This window comes from Acinetobacter seifertii, from assembly GCF_016064815.1.
GTDB classification, from domain to species: Bacteria; Pseudomonadota; Gammaproteobacteria; order Pseudomonadales; family Moraxellaceae; genus Acinetobacter; species Acinetobacter seifertii.
The window spans coordinates 1,294,781-1,315,122 of sequence record NZ_CP065820.1 but is presented as its reverse complement, the minus strand read 5'-3'; the positions used below and the strand labels follow the sequence as shown (position 1 = coordinate 1,315,122).

General features: G+C 38.9%; 18 protein-coding genes. 6 read left to right on the top strand and 12 right to left on the bottom strand.

Annotated elements, in window-relative coordinates; translation table 11 throughout:
- Positions 1-125 precede the first annotated feature (125 nt).
- The 3 genes from I8T81_RS06175 to pheA all read right to left on the bottom strand — a co-directional run bounded on the left by I8T81_RS06175 (position 126) and on the right by pheA (position 4,101).
- A complete protein-coding gene (locus I8T81_RS06175; RefSeq protein WP_004700537.1) occupies positions 126-509 on the bottom strand; it encodes a hypothetical protein in 384 nt (127 codons plus the stop codon).
- Between the two features lie 127 nt (positions 510-636).
- Positions 637-2,883, bottom strand: coding sequence for a bifunctional prephenate dehydrogenase/3-phosphoshikimate 1-carboxyvinyltransferase (locus I8T81_RS06170; RefSeq protein ID WP_174736617.1), 2,247 nt, complete (start codon positions 2,881-2,883; stop codon positions 637-639).
- A 108-nt stretch (positions 2,884-2,991) separates the two neighbouring features.
- The gene (gene pheA / locus I8T81_RS06165) at positions 2,992-4,101 is read right to left on the bottom strand and encodes a prephenate dehydratase (RefSeq protein ID WP_002049199.1); all 1,110 of its coding nucleotides are present in this window, start codon (positions 4,099-4,101) and stop codon (positions 2,992-2,994) included.
- 184 nt (positions 4,102-4,285) lie between these two features.
- Here pheA and I8T81_RS06160 point away from each other — a divergent pair, with 184 nt between their 5' ends.
- Both I8T81_RS06160 and I8T81_RS06155 read left to right on the top strand, forming a co-directional pair.
- A complete protein-coding gene (locus I8T81_RS06160) occupies positions 4,286-5,230 on the top strand; it encodes an alpha/beta hydrolase (RefSeq protein ID WP_198072367.1) in 945 nt (314 codons plus the stop codon).
- 89 nt (positions 5,231-5,319) lie between these two features.
- Complete coding sequence (locus tag I8T81_RS06155) at positions 5,320-5,943, top strand: hypothetical protein (protein ID WP_198072366.1); 624 nt, start codon at positions 5,320-5,322, stop codon at positions 5,941-5,943.
- A 50-nt stretch (positions 5,944-5,993) separates the two neighbouring features.
- Here the strand turns inward: I8T81_RS06155 and I8T81_RS06150 are convergent, their stop codons facing one another.
- A complete protein-coding gene (locus I8T81_RS06150; RefSeq protein WP_198072365.1) occupies positions 5,994-7,139 on the bottom strand; it encodes an acyl-CoA dehydrogenase family protein in 1,146 nt (381 codons plus the stop codon).
- 159 nt (positions 7,140-7,298) lie between these two features.
- Positions 7,299-8,654, bottom strand: coding sequence for a dicarboxylate/amino acid:cation symporter (locus tag I8T81_RS06145; protein WP_049064365.1), 1,356 nt, complete (start codon positions 8,652-8,654; stop codon positions 7,299-7,301).
- Between the two features lie 499 nt (positions 8,655-9,153).
- Between I8T81_RS06145 and I8T81_RS06140 the strand changes: the two genes are divergently transcribed.
- A complete protein-coding gene (locus tag I8T81_RS06140) occupies positions 9,154-10,167 on the top strand; it encodes a glycosyl transferase family protein (RefSeq protein ID WP_198072364.1) in 1,014 nt (337 codons plus the stop codon).
- 202 nt (positions 10,168-10,369) lie between these two features.
- On the opposite strand, the gene I8T81_RS06135 is transcribed toward I8T81_RS06140, so the two are convergent.
- A complete protein-coding gene (locus tag I8T81_RS06135; RefSeq protein WP_002118245.1) occupies positions 10,370-10,642 on the bottom strand; it encodes a YeaC family protein in 273 nt (90 codons plus the stop codon).
- Positions 10,639-11,547 carry an NAD(+) kinase gene (locus I8T81_RS06130; RefSeq protein WP_002049094.1) on the bottom strand — a complete coding sequence of 303 codons (909 nt, stop codon included), beginning with the start codon at positions 11,545-11,547 and terminating at the stop codon, positions 10,639-10,641. The genes I8T81_RS06135 and I8T81_RS06130 overlap by 4 nt, the downstream gene beginning before the upstream one ends.
- Before the next feature lie 185 nt (positions 11,548-11,732).
- On the opposite strand from I8T81_RS06130, the gene mrcB reads away from it, so the two are divergent.
- Both mrcB and I8T81_RS06120 read left to right on the top strand, forming a co-directional pair.
- Positions 11,733-14,129, top strand: coding sequence for a penicillin-binding protein 1B (mrcB, locus tag I8T81_RS06125; protein WP_198072363.1), 2,397 nt, complete (start codon positions 11,733-11,735; stop codon positions 14,127-14,129).
- Between the two features lie 20 nt (positions 14,130-14,149).
- Positions 14,150-14,701, top strand: coding sequence for a tetratricopeptide repeat protein (locus tag I8T81_RS06120; RefSeq protein WP_198072362.1), 552 nt, complete (start codon positions 14,150-14,152; stop codon positions 14,699-14,701).
- 22 nt (positions 14,702-14,723) lie between these two features.
- On the opposite strand, the gene I8T81_RS06115 is transcribed toward I8T81_RS06120, so the two are convergent.
- Positions 14,724-15,626, bottom strand: a complete 903-nt coding sequence (locus I8T81_RS06115) for an NUDIX domain-containing protein (RefSeq protein ID WP_198072361.1) — start codon at positions 15,624-15,626, stop codon at positions 14,724-14,726.
- Between the two features lie 136 nt (positions 15,627-15,762).
- Between I8T81_RS06115 and hemP the strand changes: the two genes are divergently transcribed.
- On the top strand, positions 15,763-15,933 hold the full coding sequence (gene hemP / locus I8T81_RS06110) for a hemin uptake protein HemP (RefSeq protein ID WP_000993415.1): 171 nt from the start codon (positions 15,763-15,765) through the stop codon (positions 15,931-15,933).
- A 65-nt stretch (positions 15,934-15,998) separates the two neighbouring features.
- Here hemP and I8T81_RS06105 read toward each other — a convergent pair whose 3' ends face one another.
- The 4 genes from I8T81_RS06105 to I8T81_RS06090 all read right to left on the bottom strand — a co-directional run bounded on the left by I8T81_RS06105 (position 15,999) and on the right by I8T81_RS06090 (position 20,304).
- Positions 15,999-17,357, bottom strand: a complete 1,359-nt coding sequence (locus I8T81_RS06105; protein ID WP_198072360.1) for an ATP-binding protein — start codon at positions 17,355-17,357, stop codon at positions 15,999-16,001.
- Positions 17,354-18,016, bottom strand: a complete 663-nt coding sequence (locus I8T81_RS06100) for a response regulator transcription factor (RefSeq protein WP_077162987.1) — start codon at positions 18,014-18,016, stop codon at positions 17,354-17,356. Before I8T81_RS06100 ends, I8T81_RS06105 begins: the two co-directional genes overlap by 4 nt.
- Before the next feature lie 104 nt (positions 18,017-18,120).
- Positions 18,121-18,471 carry a NirD/YgiW/YdeI family stress tolerance protein gene (locus I8T81_RS06095; protein ID WP_004700511.1) on the bottom strand — a complete coding sequence of 117 codons (351 nt, stop codon included), beginning with the start codon at positions 18,469-18,471 and terminating at the stop codon, positions 18,121-18,123.
- Between the two features lie 75 nt (positions 18,472-18,546).
- Positions 18,547-20,304 carry a GspE/PulE family protein gene (locus I8T81_RS06090; RefSeq protein WP_198072359.1) on the bottom strand — a complete coding sequence of 586 codons (1,758 nt, stop codon included), beginning with the start codon at positions 20,302-20,304 and terminating at the stop codon, positions 18,547-18,549.
- Between the last annotated feature and the right edge of the window lie 38 nt (positions 20,305-20,342).

The following is a 20,342-nucleotide window of genomic DNA, read 5'->3' as shown; positions in this document are numbered from 1 at the left end:
TTTTTTCGTTTGTTAATTTTTATTAAATAATGTCACTACAAAAATAAATAATTCTTATCAATATTAATAAATAAAAAGGGTGAACAAATATGTTCACCCTTACTTCATAAAATATATTTAATTGATCAAGACTTCCAAACAAATTGGGAAAAACTCTGATCAGCTTTCAAACTATTTTCAACGGCCTGTGCAAGCTGGCGAATAATGCTTTGTGTTTCAATTTTCTCAAACCAGTCTTGTTCTTCATCTGGATTGGCAGAAATTTCACACATCAGGTGTCCATCATGGTCTGTTTTTTGACAAGTAATAGACAAAGGTAAAAGATGATTATCAATACTCACTTCTACCTTTTCATGTTCATGCACAATATGCTGTGCATCGAAACCATAATGCCCCAATTGTTTAAATAATAAAGCCGCTACATATTCTTGAGTGATATGGCATTCATTTGGTGGATGATCAAGCACCCCATGTTGTGGGCAACTGGCAATAAATTGTAATTTTTTCATCCTTTGTCCTAACACTATTATCATTATCTGCACTTAGCATAAGCAATAAACAAACAGCAGCCAAGCTTTTAGCTCGCTGCTGCCGTTGCTATTGTGTTAGCAATTATAAAATGTGTTAGGTAAAAAGTTATTGGCTAACTTCTATAGTTAAACCTGCACGATTCGCCAACTCAGTGAAAGTTGGGAAACTTGTAGCAACGGTTTCAGTACCATGAATTGTAATCGGACCAGAATTACGAAGACCTGCCATACTAAAACTCATAGCAATACGGTGGTCGTGGTGTGATTCAATTTCACCGCCAGCGAAGATTGGTGACCAATCGCCAGATTTGCCTTTACCTTCGATAATGATGCCATCTTCAGTTGGCGTACAGTCAATACCCATGATTTTTAAGCCATCTGCCATCACCTGAATACGGTCAGATTCTTTCACGCGAAGTTCTGCCGCACCAGTTAATACTGTTTGGCCTTCGGCACAAGCCGCTGCAATAAATAAAGCTGGGAATTCATCGATTGCTAAAGGTACTTGGTCTTCAGGCATATGAATGCCTTTAAGCGTGCGTGAGCCTTTAATATGAATATCAGCAATAGGTTCGCCACCAGCAATACGTTCATTTTCAACAGTCAGATCTGCACCCATCTGTTTTAAAATTTCAATTACACCAGTACGTGTTGGGTTAATACCTACAGCTTCCAAAACAACATCAGAACCTTCAGTAATTGCAGCCCCCACCATAAAGAAAGCAGCAGATGAAATATCAGATGGAACTTGAATATCAGTACCTACTAATTTTCCGCCACCAACGAGTGAAATCTTGTTGCCTTCAGTTTTAACTTCATAACCAAATGCACGAAGCATGCGCTCTGTGTGGTCACGAGTTGGTTCTGGTTCAGTTACCGAAGTTTCGCCTTCAGCCCACAAACCAGCAAGTAAAATACCTGATTTCACCTGAGCAGATGCCATAGGTAAATCGTATTGAATACCTTTTAATTGCTGGCTACCTGTAATACTTACAGGTGGTGTACCTTTCTCACCTGTAGTCTGAATTTGCGCACCCATTAAACGTAATGGCTTAGCAATACGCTCCATTGGACGCTTAGAAAGTGATGCATCACCTGTCATCACTGAATCAAATTTTTGCGCTGATAACATACCTGAAAGCAAACGCATGCTTGTACCAGAGTTACCCATATACAATGCACTTGCTGGCGCTTTTAAACCATGCATGCCTACGCCATGGATGGTCACTTCACCATTTTTAGGGCCTTCAATGCTTACCCCCATATCACGGAAAGCTTGCAAAGTTGCCAAAGCATCTTCGCCCTCAAGGAAGCCAGTTACATGAGTAGTGCCTTCGGCAATAGCACCAAACATAATGGAGCGATGTGACACAGATTTGTCACCCGGTACGGTAAATTTACCTTTAAAGGCCTTATTTCCCGGTAAGATACTGAATTGCTGTGTCACCTTATTTTTCTCCATTAAAGGTTTTTTGGCTAACATATGATTGAAATGCTGACGTGCTGCCTGAGCATGGCCGAGTAACCCCATTAATGCATGAGAGTCTTCGTTTTCAATCAATTTTCTAAGTACTGTAAGTTGCTTTTCGAAGCCATCGACAGCATTTAAGATCGCTGTTTTATTGGCAAAGAAAATGTCATGCCACATTTGAGGATCACTGGCTGCAATCCGTGAGAAATCACGAAAGCCACCAGCTGCATAACGGAAAATATCAAGATTATCTTCACGGTTTGCAAGTTGCTCAACCAAATTAAATGCCATTAAGTGCGGTAAATGACTCGTATGTGCCAATACCTCATCGTGCTTGGCAACATCCATACAAATCACTTCAGCTTTAGCAGCCGACCATAGTTGAATCAGTTTATCAACAGCCCATTCTGCACTTGTTGGCAACGGCGTTAAAATCACTTTATGATTTGCAAATAGATCAACCTTACCTGCATGAACACCTGTGTGCTCACTACCAGCAATAGGATGTCCCGGCACAAAACCTACAGGTAAGTCTTCACCAAATACAGCTTTTGCTGCATCAACGACATTACCTTTTGTACTACCCACGTCAGTTACAATCGTAGTTTCTGACAAATACGGTTTAATTTGCTCAAGCACTTTTTGTGTAGCACGCACTGGCAAGGCTAAAACAACTAAATCGGCCCCTTTCACAGCTTCTACAGGATCGGAAAAACCTTCTTGTATTAAGCCAAGTGATTTTGCATCTTCTAAAGTTTTCTGTGAGCGTGTGGATGCAACAACTGTTGTCGCCAATTTTTCTGCAAAAATAACACGCGCCAAACTCGACCCGATGAGTCCTAAACCAATAAATGCAACTTTTTTAAATAGGGGTTGTGACATAACTTCAACTTTGTTTTTGCTCAAAGTGATTTAAACCTCTGAGCAATTTATTTTTAAGCATAATGACATGCTCTATTTGGATACATGCCATTATTCCAACATGAGTGATTAGAGAACAGCAGCAGGATAAGAACCTAGAATACGAAGCTCTTTTACCATTGGACGAATATCATTGATTGCCGCAGCAACGTTCTCTTGATCAATATGACCTTCTAAATCGATAAAGAATACATAGGCCCATTTTTCAGGTAGCGCTGGGCGAGTCTCAATACTCGTTAAGCTGATATTATGTTTTGCAAACGGTGCTAAAATTTCTAATAAAGCACCTGCACGGTCATGTGCTGAGATCAATAACGATGTTTTATCATTACCGCTTTGTGGAATTTTTTCACGACCAATGACTAAGAAACGAGTGGTATTTTCCGGGTTATCTTCAATATTGCTATGTAAGATTTCAAGGTTATACATACCTGCTGCAATATCAGATGCAATTGCTGCTGAATGCCATTCGTTGCGAATACGGCGTGCAGCTTCTGCATTTGAGTTTAAGGCAACACGTTCAACACCCGGATAATGCGCGTCTAACCACTGACGACATTGGGCCAAAGTTTGCTGGTGAGCATAAATCTGTTTAATGCTGTCTTTACGTGTATTTTCAGAGACCAAAAATTGATGATGAATACGCAATTCAACTTCACCAATCACATTTAAGTTAGATGTTTTAAAACAATCTAAAGTATGGTTCACAATACCTTCAGATGAGTTTTCAACTGGGACCACACCGTAATGTGCACTACCCGCTTCCACTTCACGGAACACTTCATCAATAGTTGGTAATGGACGGACAACTGCATCCTTACCAAAATGCTTAAGCACAGCAGATTGAGTAAAAGTACCTTCTGGTCCTAAAAATGCAATACTTTGCGGCGCTTCTAAAGCAAGGCAAGCCGACATAATTTCACGGAACAGACGCGCCATGGTGACATCAGACAAAGGACCTTGGTTACGCTCCATCACTTTACGTAAGACTTGTGCTTCACGTTCAGGACGATAAAACAAAGGATTCTCTTCGGAAGCAAATTTAGCTTTAGCAACAGCTTCAGCAAGGCTTGCGCGGCGATTTAATAATTCTTGAATCTGTTGATCAACACTATCAATATCTTCGCGAATTTGTTCTAAACTAAGAGAAGTCGTTTTGTTTTGATCATCGTTGATCATTGGAATGCAGCCTCAGTAAAATCATCTTTTAAACGAGAGTATAACAATAGTCTGCTTTGATTTGTTAGGCAATATGGCTGTAAGAGCTTTTTTCATTAACCTTTTTGCGGACATTCTTTTGATAGCTTTATTTGATAATGATTTTCATTTATGATTTAAGTAATAAATTTTATTTTCATCTGTTATGCATAAATCATTTTTCTTTTTTTCTTCTAGTTTTATCTTGAGTACTTTAATAAGCAGTAATGTTCTAGCTGAAACGCCTATACAAAATCAATCAAAAATCGTTTTTCAAAATAATCAGGCACAATTCCAAATCAAATCTAAAAATACAGGCCATGATTATCTTATTCAAATTTATAAACCACCTGTTGCCCCACCACAACATGGGTATCCGGTACTATATATACTAGACGGAAATGCAACTTTCCCAAGTGCTGTCAATATTGCTCAGTCGATTGGCGCTGGCTCTACAAAATTAGGACTTGATCCACTTATGATTGTAGCGGTTGGTTATCCTCAGCAAAAAACTTTTGATGTGCAAAAGCGTGCTTACGATTACACACCAAAACCTTCTTCTGAATTTCAGGCTCAAGGTAAATATAAATATGGTGGTGCTGATCAATTTATTGCATTTTTAAATAACGAACTCAAACCTGAAATTGCACAACAGTTTCCAATTAATAGTCAGCAACAAAGTATCTATGGGCACTCTTTTGGAGGCTTGTTTGTGCTTTATCATTTTTTTCAAAAGCCAGATGCATTTCAACGTTACTTCGCTGCAAGCCCTTCTCTGTGGTTTGATCAAGGTATGTTATTTCAGCAGTTAAATCATTGGCAAAGTCAGAAACCAAATCATTCTCCTTTACTCATGACCACAGTCGGTACACATGAGCAAGGTGGGCCTCGTACTCAATCTAATAATAAGTTTAATGAAACAGATTTCTTTAAAGCTTTAGAAAACAAACGTTCAAACCAATTTAGTTATTGGCATTTTTATAACCCTGCCGAGCAACACATTACAAATTTGTATGCAAGTCTACCTAAAGCCCTTATGTTTGCTTCGTGCAAAGATCTAGAAAGCTGCAAATCTTTATTTGATGAACAGAGTGAGAAGGCAGCGGAATAAGAAATTACTCAAATTTCAAAATGCTGAACCCATCTTAAAGCCTAGATTGGCTATACTGCTTAGAGATGTTAAAAGAACAGTAAAATAGAATGAATAAAATTATTGTCTTAAGTCTACTGAGTCTTGCAAGTTATAGTTTAACGGCTTGTAGCGGTTGTCCGATAATCGCAGGATGTAATGGTACTGATAATTCTCCGTACTATATGACAACTACCAGCAATCAAGTTCGTGGTATTCCAATCCCAGCCCAAACAAAACTGACCTATCAGTCGCAAGCTTTCAAGCAAAAATTTGAGCAAAAACATGCTTTAAATGAGAAAAATTTATCAGTCATTGCTTTACCAGAAAATACAGCAATCATTTGGGGCGGTATGCCATTAGACATGTTTATACAATTTTCCAACCCTGAAATAAAAGGCTTCTCGGTCTATCCAGCACGAGGATTTAAAACAGAATTATCAAATGAGTTTTTACATTTATGGAAAAGCTGTGAAAGTGATTTAGACATTAACTTAAAGAATCCAAATGACTGGTCATTTAATCCTGAAAATATGGAAATAACGGGTTGTGGCATCAATCAAAAACGTAGCAAATATACCGAAGACTCTTTTCGTCAAGATGAAGCCGATGCATTTTTAAGAAAGATCAATCAAGCCTTACACAAGTTACCCAAACAACAAGACTATCCTGTCATTTATCGAACTAACAAATAGGTAATATAAAAAAGCCTACTCAAAGGTAGGCTTTTTTTAAAACTATTTAATTAAGCTTTGCCAATTAATCCACGTGCTACGATTTCTTTCATAATTTCATTTGTACCACCGTAAATACGCTGAATACGAGCATCTACAAAGAAACGTGAAATCGGATATTCAGTCATATAACCATAGCCACCAAAGAGTTGCAGCAAGTTGTCTGCGACTTTCATTTGCATATCCGTACTAAAACTTTTGAGTGCGGCTGCTGTTTCCACATCTAGCTTACCTTCTTGATATAGAGCAACGTTTCTCTCGTAAAAAGCAGCCGTAGCAAGCTCATCAATTTTTGCTTGTGCTAAAACAAAACGAGTATTTTGGAACTGAGAAATAGGTTGACCAAATGCATGACGCTCTTTTACATAAGCCGTTGCCAAATCAATTGCACCACGAATAGCGCCAATAGCGGTAGATGCAATGGCTGTACGTTCACGTGGTAACTCTTGCATTAAGTAAGCAAACCCCTGCCCAGCTTGACCGAGTAACTGGTTTTTACGAACCTTAACATTGTCAAAAAATAGCTCAGATGTGTCTTGAGAATGCAGACCGATTTTGTCGAGGTTGGTACCTTTTTTAAAACCTTCTAGATGAGTATCTGCCAATAATAATGACACGCCTTTTGCACGCGCTTGAGGATCAGTTTTTACTGCAAGCACCACAAGGTCAGCATGTTGACCATTTGAAATAAAGGTTTTTGAACCATTTAACAAATAATGGTCATCTTGCAAAATGGCGCTCGTACGCATTGATTGTAAGTCAGAACCAGCACCCGGTTCAGTCATACCAATAGCACCAACCACTTCACCAGTAACCATTTTTGGTAACCAGTATTGTTTTTGCTCTTCTGTCCCGATGTGTAAAATATAAGGTGCAGCAATTTCAGAGTGACAAGAAATAGCAGTTGATAATGCGCAAAAACCGGCTCGAGCAGATTCTTCAACCAACATTAATGAATAGTAAGTTGGAACGCCATACCCCCCGTATTCTTCTGGAACATCTACACATAAAAAGCCATTTTCGCCCAATTTATTCCAAACTGAACGCGGCATAATTCCTTCGTGTTCCCATTGGTCATAATGTGGAGCGATATGCTCATTCATAAAACGTTTAAAATTATCACGAAATAATTCTAAATCTGCATCGTATGCCAACATAATATTTTCCTTCAGCTTTATTGTTTTATCAATTCTCATTGCTGAGCATGCTAATCATTTTTTGAGTTACTGTCATGGCATAGCTGCTCATTAAAACTGTACTTTTCAGTCAGCCAATAAAAAAGGAAGCCGAAGCTCCCTTTTTATCAATCATAATTTTTAGTGAGATGCTTCAGCAACAACACTTTTTGGCTCAAGCATTTTTCTATCCACTTCCTCTGGATTATTTAATGCATCATTTAATTTATCTTTGTCTAAAGCACCTACCCATTTAGCAACCACAATTGTTGCTAGAGAGTTACCAACAAGGTTGGTTAAAGCACGTGCTTCTGACATGAAACGGTCAATACCTAAAATTAATGCCAAACCTGCAACTGGAATATGACCAACAGCAGATAAAGTTGCCGCCATAACAATAAAGCCAGAACCTGTTACACCTGCTGCACCTTTAGATGAAATTAAAAGTACCAAAAGCAAAGTAATTTGATGCTGGATATCAAGCTGTGTATTTGTGGCTTGAGCAATAAAAATTGCAGCCATCGTCAAATAAATTGAAGTGCCGTCAAGGTTAAACGAGTAACCCGTCGGAATAACTAAACCGACGACAGACTTTTCACAACCTGCAATCTCAAGTTTACGCAGCATACGTGGTAAGACTGATTCTGAAGAAGAAGTACCAAGCACAATTAAGAGTTCTTCACGAATTAGACGAATCATCTTAAGGATGCTAAAACCGCTGATACGGCTGATTGTACCCAAAATCAAGAAGATAAAGAGCAGACACGTAATATAGAAGCAAATAATAAGTTGCCCTAATTGTACGAGTGACCCCACACCATATTTACCAATAGTAAATGCCATTGCTCCAAATGCACCCAATGGAGCAAGCTTCATGATCATATTTACAATGTTAAAAAATACATGTGCAATTTGATCAATTAACTTTAAAACTGGACGTCCTGCATCACCTAACTTATGAAGTGCAAAGCCAAATAGAATTGCAAAAAGAAGGACCTGTAAGATTTCACCATTTGCAAATGCACCTACAACCGTGTCAGGAATAATGTGCATTAAGAAATCAACGGTAGATTGTGACTCACCAGAAGTAACGTATTTTTGGATACCTGAAGTGTCTAGGGTTGTAGGATCAATATTCATTCCTACACCTGGCTTTGCAATGTTAATCACCACAAGGCCAATCAAAAGTGCGATTGTTGAAACGATCTCGAAGTATAACAATGCAACACCGCCAGTTTTACCAACTGACTTCATGCTTTCCATACCAGCGATACCACTCACCACTGTACAGAAAATAACAGGTGCGATGATCATTTTAATCAAACGAATAAAAGCATCACCTAATGGCTTGAGTTGCTCACCTAAACCTGGAATATGATGTTCAACACCATTCACTATTTGCGTTGTGCTTGGAGAGAAATGCCCTACCAAAACACCCGCAATAATCGCAATAATCACCTGAAAATAAAGTGATTTATAAATCGGTTTTTTAGCCATAACTTTACTTCAATCTATATTTCCAAGTCCGTTGGAAATATCAAAATGAAACGTCTATTCTTTACGAATACACAGCCCTAACCTTTCACATGAACACCGCAAAAGGGAAACGGTTTTTTAATAACAAAAAACCTTCCTATTACCTCAACGAAAACAAAAAAGCTGTTTTCTAAAACAGGAGAATACCTGAAGTTTCCAACCACTTTGAGTAGCCAGAAATAACCTCTTACTTTTTCAATAAAAAGCTGAAGATATAGGAGAATCACAGAAAATTATGATATGAGTGCTCAAAAAAGCACATGAAAGTTTACTCGAATTAAATCACGATTCGGTTAAATTTTTGGCTAATACGTATAAAAAACACCCATGCGGCCTTAAGACTTTAGTATGACAAACACTTTTGATATTTTTTCAGCAGATTTTTATGTCATATTGATAAGCACTTGCAGACATTTCATTTTGAGCTGCATACCCCTTATTTTTACTGTTTTGAACTGCCATGAATACTAAACGTAATATCTATAAAGATGCTGAACATCCCTTTGCGCAATATGTCCGTATTTTAGGTAAGGGGAAAACCGGATCTCGATCACTGACTTTCGAAGAAGCCTATCAAGCATTTACCATGATTTTAAAAGGCGAAGTTCTTGATGTTCAGTTGGGTGCTTTTTTAATGCTACTACGTGTTAAAGAAGAGTCCATTGATGAGCTTGCGGGCTTTGTACAAGCCACAAAAGACCAACTTAATTTTCAACCTTTAGACGTTGACCTAGACTGGTCATCGTATGCAGGCAAACGTAAACATTATCCTTGGTTTTTACTAGCTGCCCTGACACTTGCGCATCACGGCTATAAAATCGTCATGCATGGCGCTTCTGGGCATACGATTAACCGAGTCTATACCGAACAAGTTTTGGAATATTTAGATTATAAAATTTGCCATTCTGAACAAGAAGTCCGCACACAATTAGCCGAACAGAATTTTGCTTACTTACCATTAGATGTAATTTCACCTGTTTTAAGCGATTTAATTTCTTTGAGAAATGTGATGGGCTTACGCTCACCTATTCATACTTTGGCTCGTCTCATTAACCCATTTAATGCGAAAGCCACCTTACAAGCGATATTCCATCCAGCGTATAGAACCTCTCATCAGCATAGTGCGCTTCGCTTACGCTATCAAAATAGTGCAGTCATTAAAGGTGAAGGCGGTGAATTTGAGCGAAACCCCGATGCTAAAACTCTCATTTGTGGTATTAAAAATGGTGAGCTCTATGAACATGAGTTGCCAAAGCTTACGCCTGAACGTAGCCCAATTGAAGAAGAGTTAGATTTAGCAACGTTTAAAGCGGTCTGGCTTGGTCAGCAGCATCATGAATATGGTGAAATGGCAGTAACAGAAACCATGGGTATTGCGTTATATACGATGGGCGTTGTTGCTAGCTTTGAAGAAGCGATGCAAAAAGCAAAAGTGCTATGGGAAACACGAAATTTAAGCAATCTTAATTCGTAGTTAACAGATGCTATCGTGAAGGTCGACATGGATGTCGACCGTATCACTGCGATACAGGAAGTATCGTCAGTGATACAGAGGATTTTTGGTTACTTTTGATCCTTCAAAAGTAATAAAAGCCTATATGCTATAAGTTATGAAAAACATGCTATATAAGGCTGTATGGAATAACCAAAAATAATTTTTTCTGTCTGATTGAGTTTTAAACAAAACGAATCGGTTTAAATTCAGGCTCATGCTTGTGATGATCATCATCACACTCTTCACCCTCTTCTTTCGTTCCGCGGTCAATATAACCACTACGCTGATCTTCCGGTAAGTTCTTTAACTCCCAAGCAATCACAGCTTGCATACATGTTTCGCGCTGTTCTTTTGTCAAAACAACACCATTTGGCCATTTACCGATCTCTACGGCTGTTTTTAAACGCTCGACAATTTCAGGGTTTAAAACAGATAGCATTTGTTCAATATTCATGATTCATCTCTTTGAAAAGATTCAAAATCTTGGTTCCAACCCAGTTTGGTACGACAAGCCATATAGAAATCATAACCTGGTGGGTGTAATAAACTTAATTTAAATGGATGTTTGCGGATGTGCAAACTATCACCGACATTGAGCGATACACTGTGCTGTCCGTCTGCACTCACCATCGGTAATACCCGGTTTTCGCGAATGACAATTTTAATTTCACTTTGCCCACCAACTACGATTGGGCGTGAAGATAATGTATGGGGGTGCATAGGGACTAATGCAATCGCATCCATACTTGGATGTAAAATTGGGCCACCACCTGATAATGCATAAGCAGTTGATCCTGTTGGTGTCGAAACAATTAAACCATCACTATGCTGACGGTAAACATATTGACCATCAATATTAAGTTCAAAGTCGATCATATGTACCGACTTACCTGAGTGTAGTACGACATCATTTAAAGCAATTGCGTCGTAAATGACTTCACCATTAGTACGTACTTCCATTTCAAGCAAGAAACGGCGATCAAGTTGAAAATGACCTTGTAATACCTGATCAAGTTTAAAAATAGCTTCCGCAGGCTTAATATCAGTTAAAAATCCTAAACGCCCACGGTTAATGCCAATAACAGGTGTATTGTAGCGAACTAAAGCTCTGGCTGCATGAAGCAAAGAACCATCTCCACCTACTACAATGACCAGATCAGCGACTTCACCTAATAAGTGACGACTAACAACTTGCGCATGATCATAGGGCACTAATTCGGCAGTTTCCTGATCAAAAATGGGGTTTAGGCCTAAACTTAGCAAATGGTCATGAATTAAACATAGTGTTTCTACAACTGATGATTTATCCGGTCGACCAATTAACCCGACGTTTCTGAAGGACTTATGTGAAATTTGCACGAATGAGTAAGCTCCGCTGCGATTCTACGCTATCATAACATTATCCTGATTAATTTAAAAAAACATAACAACAAGATGCAGTAAAATTCAATCTAAGTTTTCAATTTATTCACAGTTTTATCATTGCAAATTGATGACAAGCTATCGCATCATTAGCGTATTGTTTAGGGTTTTATCTCATTTATATGAAGTTTGAACGTGGTATCGGTTTCTTCGCGCTAATTTTTTCAATTTTGGTGATTGGTGCTTTTATTGCTCTTAGTATCTATCTGATTCGTTTAGATAATATTATTCGTGAAAAATTTGAAGGACAGCGCTGGGACATTCCGGCCAAAGTGTTTGCTCGGCCTTTGGAAATTTATAATAATGCACCCATTACCCAAGCCAATTTCACTCAAGAATTAAAATTATTAGGTTACAAAACTTCAAGTAATTATGACAAGTCAGGAACCTTTGTTGCTCAAGGTAGCAACATGTATGTGCATACACGTGGTTTCGACTATGGTGATAGCGTAGAACCTGAACAGGTTTTAGAGCTCAGCTTTGCAAACGATCAGGTCGCAGATGTACGTAGTACAAAACCATCATCAACAGGTGTGGCCCGTTTAGAACCTTTACTCATTGGGGGCATTTATACCCAGCATAATGAAGACCGTGTCCTGATTAAACTTAATAGTGTTCCTAAACCACTGATTGAAGCTTTAATTTCTACCGAAGACCGCAACTTCTATCACCACCACGGTATCTCGATTCGTGGTACAGCACGTGCTTTGGTGAGTAATGTCACTGGAGGACGTCGCCAAGGTGGTTCAACACTCACACAACAGTTAGTTAAAAACTTCTATTTAACACCTGAACGCACCTTAAAACGTAAAGTGAATGAAGCATTAATGGCTTTACTTATTGAGTTGCATTACAGCAAAGATGAAATTTTAGAAGCTTATTTAAACGAAGTAAATTTAGGCCAAAATGGTAACTATTCAATCAATGGTTATGGCTTAGCTTCACAATTTTACTTTGGTTTACCACTTCGTGAACTCAATGTCGCACAACAAGCTTATTTAGTCGGTTTAGTTCAGGGGCCATCGTTATATAACCCTTGGAAAAACCCTGAAGGAGCAAAAAATCGTCGCGATACAGTATTAAACAACATGCGTGTAATGGGTTATTTAACTCAAGCAGAATATGAAACTGAAATTGCACGTCCTTTAGGTATTCTAAATAAACCAAGCCTAGGCCCTGCAAAATTCCCTGACTTTTTAGATATTGTACGTCGTCAGTTACGTACCGAATATCAAGAGAGTGATTTAACAAATCAAGGACTACGTATTTTTACGACCTTGGACCCAATTGCTCAAACTCAAGTTCAAGATGCATTTAAAGCATCTGTAGAACGTCTTAGTCAAAGCAACCCTGCTCGTTTGAAAAACTTGCAAGGTGCTGTGCTCATAGCACATCCAGAAAACGGTGAATTGATTGCAGCTGTCGGTTCGACTCAAGACTTTACTGGATTCAACCGTACTCTAGATGCAAAACGTCAAGTCGGTTCCCTATTGAAGCCAGTGATTTATTTAAGTGCAATGGAGTCTGGACGTTATAACTGGGCAAGCAAGATCGAAGATGCACCAATTAGCATTCCTGTAGATGGTGGTAAAAGCTGGACACCGAAAAACTATAGTGGCGGTGGTCATGGCGTTGTAAGTTTAAGTGAAGCCTTAGCGAACTCTTATAACCTTTCTGCTGTGCGTTTAGGTCAAGAATTTGGGTTATCTACATTTACCAACAACTTAAAGAAATTTGGTGTCGAATCACCAATTCCAGCCTACCCTTCTATTTTCCTTGGTGCAGTTAATATGTCACCAATGGAAGTACTCGGTATTTATGAAAACTTTGCTACCGGTGGTTTTAAATATCCAACTCGTGCAATTCGTTCTGTAGTAGATGCCAAGGGTCGTTTACTTGATCGTTATGGTTTAAACGTACAACAAACAATTGATCCATCTGTTGGCTATATCATGAACTATGGTCTACAACAGGTTATGTCTTCAGGTACTGGTCGTGCAGCTTATAACAGCTTATCACCTACTTTAAAATTGGCTGGTAAATCAGGTACAACCAACGATACACGTGATTCATGGTTCGCTGGATATTCAGGTAACCATGTTGCTGTAGTCTGGTTAGGTCTAGATGACAATAAAGTAACTGGCTTAACTGGTTCATCTGGAGCATTACCTGTGTGGATTAATGTGATGAAACAGTTACGTCAAACCCCAGTAAATCTACGTCAACCAGACACTGTACAGTGGCAATGGATTGATCATGCAACAGGTGATTTGTCTGCACAAGCTTGTGCTGGCGCAATGTATATTCCTATGCTGACGCATACAGTTCCACATCGTGCTACGCCATGTGCAGCACCTTATTATCAAGTTGATCCAACATACGCACCACAAAGTGATAACACAGCACCAGCATCTCAACCGGATAATAGCGATAGCTATATTCGTGATAGTGAAAGTCAGATGGAACAAGATCTGTCGAATAACACACGAGTGATTTCTAGTGGTAGTTATAACAACTAAGTGTTAACAGGAAACAGGATATGTTAAAGAAGGGTGTTTTTTATATTGGTGCTGTACTTATGGTCGGCTGTACAACTTTACCAGATCATTCAGTCCCAAAAGAGAAAATACCACCTGTTGCCGAAAAAAAGAGTACTGAGACACCATCTGGTGTAAAAATTACACCTTATGATCATCCAGATATTCAACGTAAAAGTTTACAGGTGATTGTTCCTCAGCAGAAAAAGCCCCAACGCTTTAATGATGATGGAAGCCAATTACCTGCTTTTAAAACGTTAATGCAAAAAACTGAGCAAGCTTACAAAAACCAGCAATGGTCGGAGGCTGAGCGCTACGCCCTTCAAGCGCAGCGTTTAGCACCACAAGCCGCCGAGACTTATTTATTTTTAGCACTTAGTGCAAATCATAAACAGCAATATGCTAATGCTGAGTCTCTTGCAAGACGTGGTTTAAGCTTTGCTCAAAGCCAAGCGATGAAAAAACAGCTTTGGCTAACCATTTTAAAAGCTGGGCAACAACGCAATAACCAAAAAACTATTCAAGAAGCTCAGCAAGCATTAAAAGCGCTCTAGCTTTTAATGCTTTTATGTCTTTTTAAAAATTACGAATACCTGCCAAGCCATACGCACCGTGTTGCTGTGCTGTGGCTAAATCATCAGGACTCATACCTCCCAAAGCAAATACGGGAATCTGGCATTTCTCAATCAAGTCAGCAAAACGATCCCACCCTAGTGCTCTCGCTTCTGGGTGAGTTTCAGTTACTTTGACAGGACTTACAAAAACAGCATCACAGCCGATTTGCTGCGCGTGTTGTAAAGAAACTGCATCGTGGCAAGCTGCAATAAAACGCACTCCCACCTCTAAATCACCTTTATGCAAACTCATTAATTGAGACTGTTTAAGATGAACTGTTTTTATGTGGCTTTTTAACTCAGGTTTTAGTCTGCGCCAAATATCGATATTTATGATTAATTTTGAAAGCTGCTCTGTATTTAACAGCGCTAACTTTTCTATATCTTCTGGATTAAAACTATCTTTTTCACTACGCCAATACACTAAAGTGTCCTCATTTTCGGCTAGTGCGAGCGTAGAATTAATTTTAATGAAATGCGGCCAATACAATCTTTTTATGATGTCTTTATTGGCTTTTGGGAAGTTTAATTTAACTAGCTGATCACGCGTATACCATGTCCAAGGTTGATGAATAAGATTTAATAATTCATCAGGTACATAGCTATGGAACAAATGAAGATTGACAATAATGTCGTCATATTCATGGTGAATATAATCAAATTGATGCCATTCTTTTAAACCAATACCGACTTCTTCATAAATTTCACGGCGGCAGGCTTCTTCTGGTATTTCACCATGCTCGACCTTTCCTCCTGGAAACTCATGCTTACCACCTTGATGCTGCTGCTCCCCACGCCATCCAACTAATATTTTCCCACGATGAATTAAGATAGCTATTGCGACATCGACTATCGGTTTAGGCATTTTTCTACTCACTCAAGTTTTTCACAAGTGTAAGCAAATTTTATCAATTTATAAATTCTTTAAAATCTCATTGACAGATCTATTCGATAATGATTATCATTTAAATCGTTCAAGAATATACCACGGAGCACAACAAATGAACGCACCTTTTAGCTTATTTACTCGTAACACTGACTCAGCTCATGCCTTACCAATGCTGCATTCTAACAACCTATTTGCATTAGGTCGTGAAATTCGAATTATGCATGCTGGCGAGGAATATCGTTTACGCCTTACACGCAATAACCGTCTCATTTTAACTAAATAAGAACCACCCTCGCGTTTCAACAATATTCGTGGGAAAACAAAAAATGGATAGCATGGGCAACCATGCTATTTTTGTATTTCCTGATTAAAAGGCATTATCACTTCAACCTTTAAACCACCTTGGCTTGCATGCATAAATTGTAGTTCTCCACTATGGAGTTGAATAATTTTTTTAGTAATTGAGAGCCCTAGTCCTGACCCTTGCTGCTGCGTACCTAATACCCGAAAAAAACGCTGTCCTAGACGTCTTAAAACTTCATCATCTACCCCATTTCCAGCGTCTTCTATAGAAATTTTCAGTTGTTGCTGGGACTGACTCAGTTCAACATGAATAAATCCTAAAGTAGGACTATAGCGAATCGCGTTATCAAATAGATTTCGAAAAGCAATAAAGAGTAACTCTTCATTCGCAAATACTTTGGTTTGATTTGACAAAATATTGGTCTCAATCATCATTTGTTTGGCTTGCGCATCAATATTTACGGTTTCTATGACTCGAGCCAATATATGGTTTAAATCAATCACACTCTTAAACAGATCTGGCTGTTCTGTTTCATTAGGCTCTAAACGAGCAAGTAGTAGTAAATTTTCAAGAATCTTTGTACTTCTTGAAACGTCTTGTTGGATGCGTTCAAAGTCTTGGTCAAGCTCTGGAACATGCTGGTATTTACGCTGTAAAACTTGAAGCCGCATTTGTATTGCTGATAAAGGTGAACGTAACTCATGTGAGGCATCTGCGGTAAAGCGTTGTTCAGCAATAAGCGCCCGTTGGAGTCTTGCAAGTAACTGATTTAAAGCATCTATGACTGGTTGAATTTCTGTAATGACATCCGGGTCTTGAATTGGTTCTAAATTTGATGCAGTTTTTTGAGCAATACGTTTAGAAAGTAGATTTAAAGCCGCCAATTGTTGTTCTGTACGCCAGCTTACAATCACCCATTGTAATAGCCAGAACATAACCATAAGACCGCTATATCCAGCGAGTGCTTTGAGTACCTCTTCAACACGTGTACTCATGGGCTGAAAGACTTCAACTTGCAGCTCTGAATCTTTTTGCTGTGTGGCTAGACTACGCCATAATTGACCATCAAACCAAAAGTATGAAAACCCTTTGGATAAATTACCCTGCTCAAAAAGCTCATGTTGATAAGTATGAGAATGAGTAAGCAATTGACCAGAGTTTAATAATTCATACTGAATATCAAATTCATCACTAAGCTCATCAAACTGCTTCATAGGATGGTTAGAAAGATCAGAAACCAACAAAGTATCTGAAATTTCATCCATAATTTGATCTTGCACGGACATGTTGTGGTAAATCGAGAATATAGTCAGCAAACCTAAAGCCAACAGCCCTACCACTATACTGCTCCACATGGTGGTCTTAACCAGTTGAGACTGTAAAGATGAACGGTTCAGTTTCATTTTAAATCTCCCATACGGTAGCCTAGTCCCCGTATGGTTTTAATGCTGCTACTGCCGATTTTTTTTCGAAGTTGATAAATAAAAACTTCTATCGCATTACTTTCAATTTCGTCACCCCATGCATAGAGCGCTTCTTCTAACTGATCACGCGTAATAATATGTTCAGGATGAACCATGAGCTTACGTAAGATTTGGAACTCTTTTGCTGTTAAATCAATAGAGATTCCAGCCAATAATACAACTTTCGCTTGAGTATCAAGATGTAAATCTCCCCAAGTTAAAACCGATTGCTGACTCAAAGTTTGTTTACGTAATTGAGCCCGAATACGGGCAGATAACTCTTCTAAGCTAAAAGGTTTAACCAAGTAGTCATTAGCACCTAAATCTAGCCCCTCTACTCGGTCATGAATGCTGTCACGCGCTGTAATAAAAATGACAGGTACATTTTTTTGTTTATAACGTATTGTTGTTAAGACTTTTTCACCCGCCAATTCAGGCAAACCTCGATCAAGTAGAATACAGTCATAGTCATGCTGTTCAATCGCAGTAAGCGCGTAATCACCTCTTTCAACCCAGTCGACTTGATAGCCATCTAACTCTAACCAAGATTGAATACTTTCCGCTTGAGAGCGATCATCTTCTGCAAGCAAAATTCTCATCTATTTATCCTGTTATATTCTGACTTGATCTTGCCAAGCATTTATTAAAAAAGCAAAGCCGCATCATTCGTGCGGCTATAAATGGTATAAGCAAAGTCCAATGCTTAAAATTGGACTTGCTCTACATCAATTTCTACATGTTTTGAGGGTTTAAAGTCTATATCGACTTCACCAACCAGACCAATATTAGTCGTTGGAGAAATAGGATGACCCTGCCAAAGTTCATCATCTACATTAATAATGATAGTGCCTGTTTTATCTCGGAACTGATATTTCTCATCACCTATAGACTTCACCACTTGCCCATGTAATTTTACAGGCGTATTGTCTTTTGCCTTTAACGCTTGCTTAACAGTAGTGACCGTTGCAGGTATAGCTGCTGCCTGACTCGTAGATAGATGTGCTATGGCTATACCAGTAATAGCTGTCATCAAGATCACTTTAAATGTTTTCATAAAATCACCTATTTGATTACATCTTGGAATGACATCAGTAAAACAAGCATAAATGAGGTGAATCTTAAGAAAAATTTAATTTAAAGGCACAACACGTAATACCTCTTCCAAAGTAGTAAGCCCGTCAATCACTTTATGCGCTCCCGCAATTCGCAAAGGCTCCACACTTTCTTTTTTCGTTTGGCTTCTTAGTTCATTTAATGTTACGTGACTACCAATTAGATGCTTAAGCTCAAGACTAACAGGCATAAATTCATAAATACCGACTCGGCCTTTATAGCCTGTATGACGGCATTGTTCACAGCCTACTGCTTGATAGACTTTTTCTGGCATTTCCATAATATAGTCGAATGTTAGGTGCTGCCATTCATCCTCATTAATATGAGTTTGTTGCTTACAGTGCGGGCAAAGCTGTCGCACTAAACGCTGTGCCAATACACCTAAAATAGTCGCTGCTGTTAAAAAGGGTTGCACGCCCAAATCGTGTAAACGAGTCAAACTAGACGGCGCATCATTGGTATGTAAAGTTGACAGTACCAAATGCCCTGTGAGTGCCGCCTGAATAGCCATATTCGCAGTGTCTTGGTCACGAATTTCCCCAATCATAATAATGTCTGGGTCTTGACGCATCAGGGCACGCACACCATCAGCAAAGCCCAGATCAATTGCATTATTGACCTGCATTTGGTTAAAACTAGGCTCTAGCATTTCAATCGGGTCTTCAATGGTACAGACATTGACTTGATCGGTTGCGAGTTGCTTTAAAGAAGAATATAGCGTTGTGGTTTTACCAGAACCTGTTGGACCAGTAACCAAAATAATACCGTGACTATTTTGTGTTATGCGTTGCCACTGTTGTAATAAAGACTGATCAAAACCCAATTGCTGAAAGGAACGTACCAATACATCTGGATCGAAAATACGCATCACCAGTTTTTCACCAAACGCTGTTGGCAACGTCGATAAACGGAGTTCAGTTTCTTGCCCTTTAGGTGTGCGTGTCTTTAAGCGACCATCTTGCGGTTTACGCTTTTCCGCTACATTTAACCGCCCTAAAATTTTAATTCGGGAAATCACGGCGGTCAGTGTATTTGAAGGCATGTTATAAATAGTGTGTAAAACGCCATCAATACGAAACCGAACTTTACCATTGTCTTTGCGTGGTTCCATGTGAATATCACTGGCGCTTTGTTCAAATGCAAACTGTAAAATCCAGTCGACCAATTTCACAATGTGTTGATCATTGGCATCAGGGTTTTGGCTATCACCAAGCTGTAAAAGTGCTTCTACCCCCTTGTTATCACGGTCATGCGCAGCATCTTTTTGAGCTGAATTTACTGCACGGCTAACCTGATAATATTCTCGCAAGTAACGTTGCAACTGCTCAGGATTTAGCAGTACCCGTTCAATTTTTTTCGGTGCCAAACTTCGTTCCAGATTGTTTAACCAATCTATTTTAAAAGGCTGGTCGGTACCAATCACAATTCGGTCCGCGTGGACTTCTACAGCTAAAATGTGGTTTCGAATCGCAAACTCTTGTGACATGACTTGAGTTAAAGCGCTGACATCTGCCTTTAAAGGATCAATCACAAATAATGGCAATTGCGCCCGATCAGCAAACCATTGACACAGGCGATTTAAACTTAAATGTGCCTGTACGTGGTGTTGATCTTTTAAATTAAAATGCGCAATCCACTGTAATGGATGCCATTTCAATTGATCTTTTTGTCTATTTGTCGTTTGTACCAGTAATTTATCACGCTCAGTAATACGGCCTTCTTGTAATAGTTGTTCTAGGCACCAATGTGCGTCTATTTCTACATGTGCATTCATGTGTTATCCCCAATATATTTTTATAATATAGCAGAGAT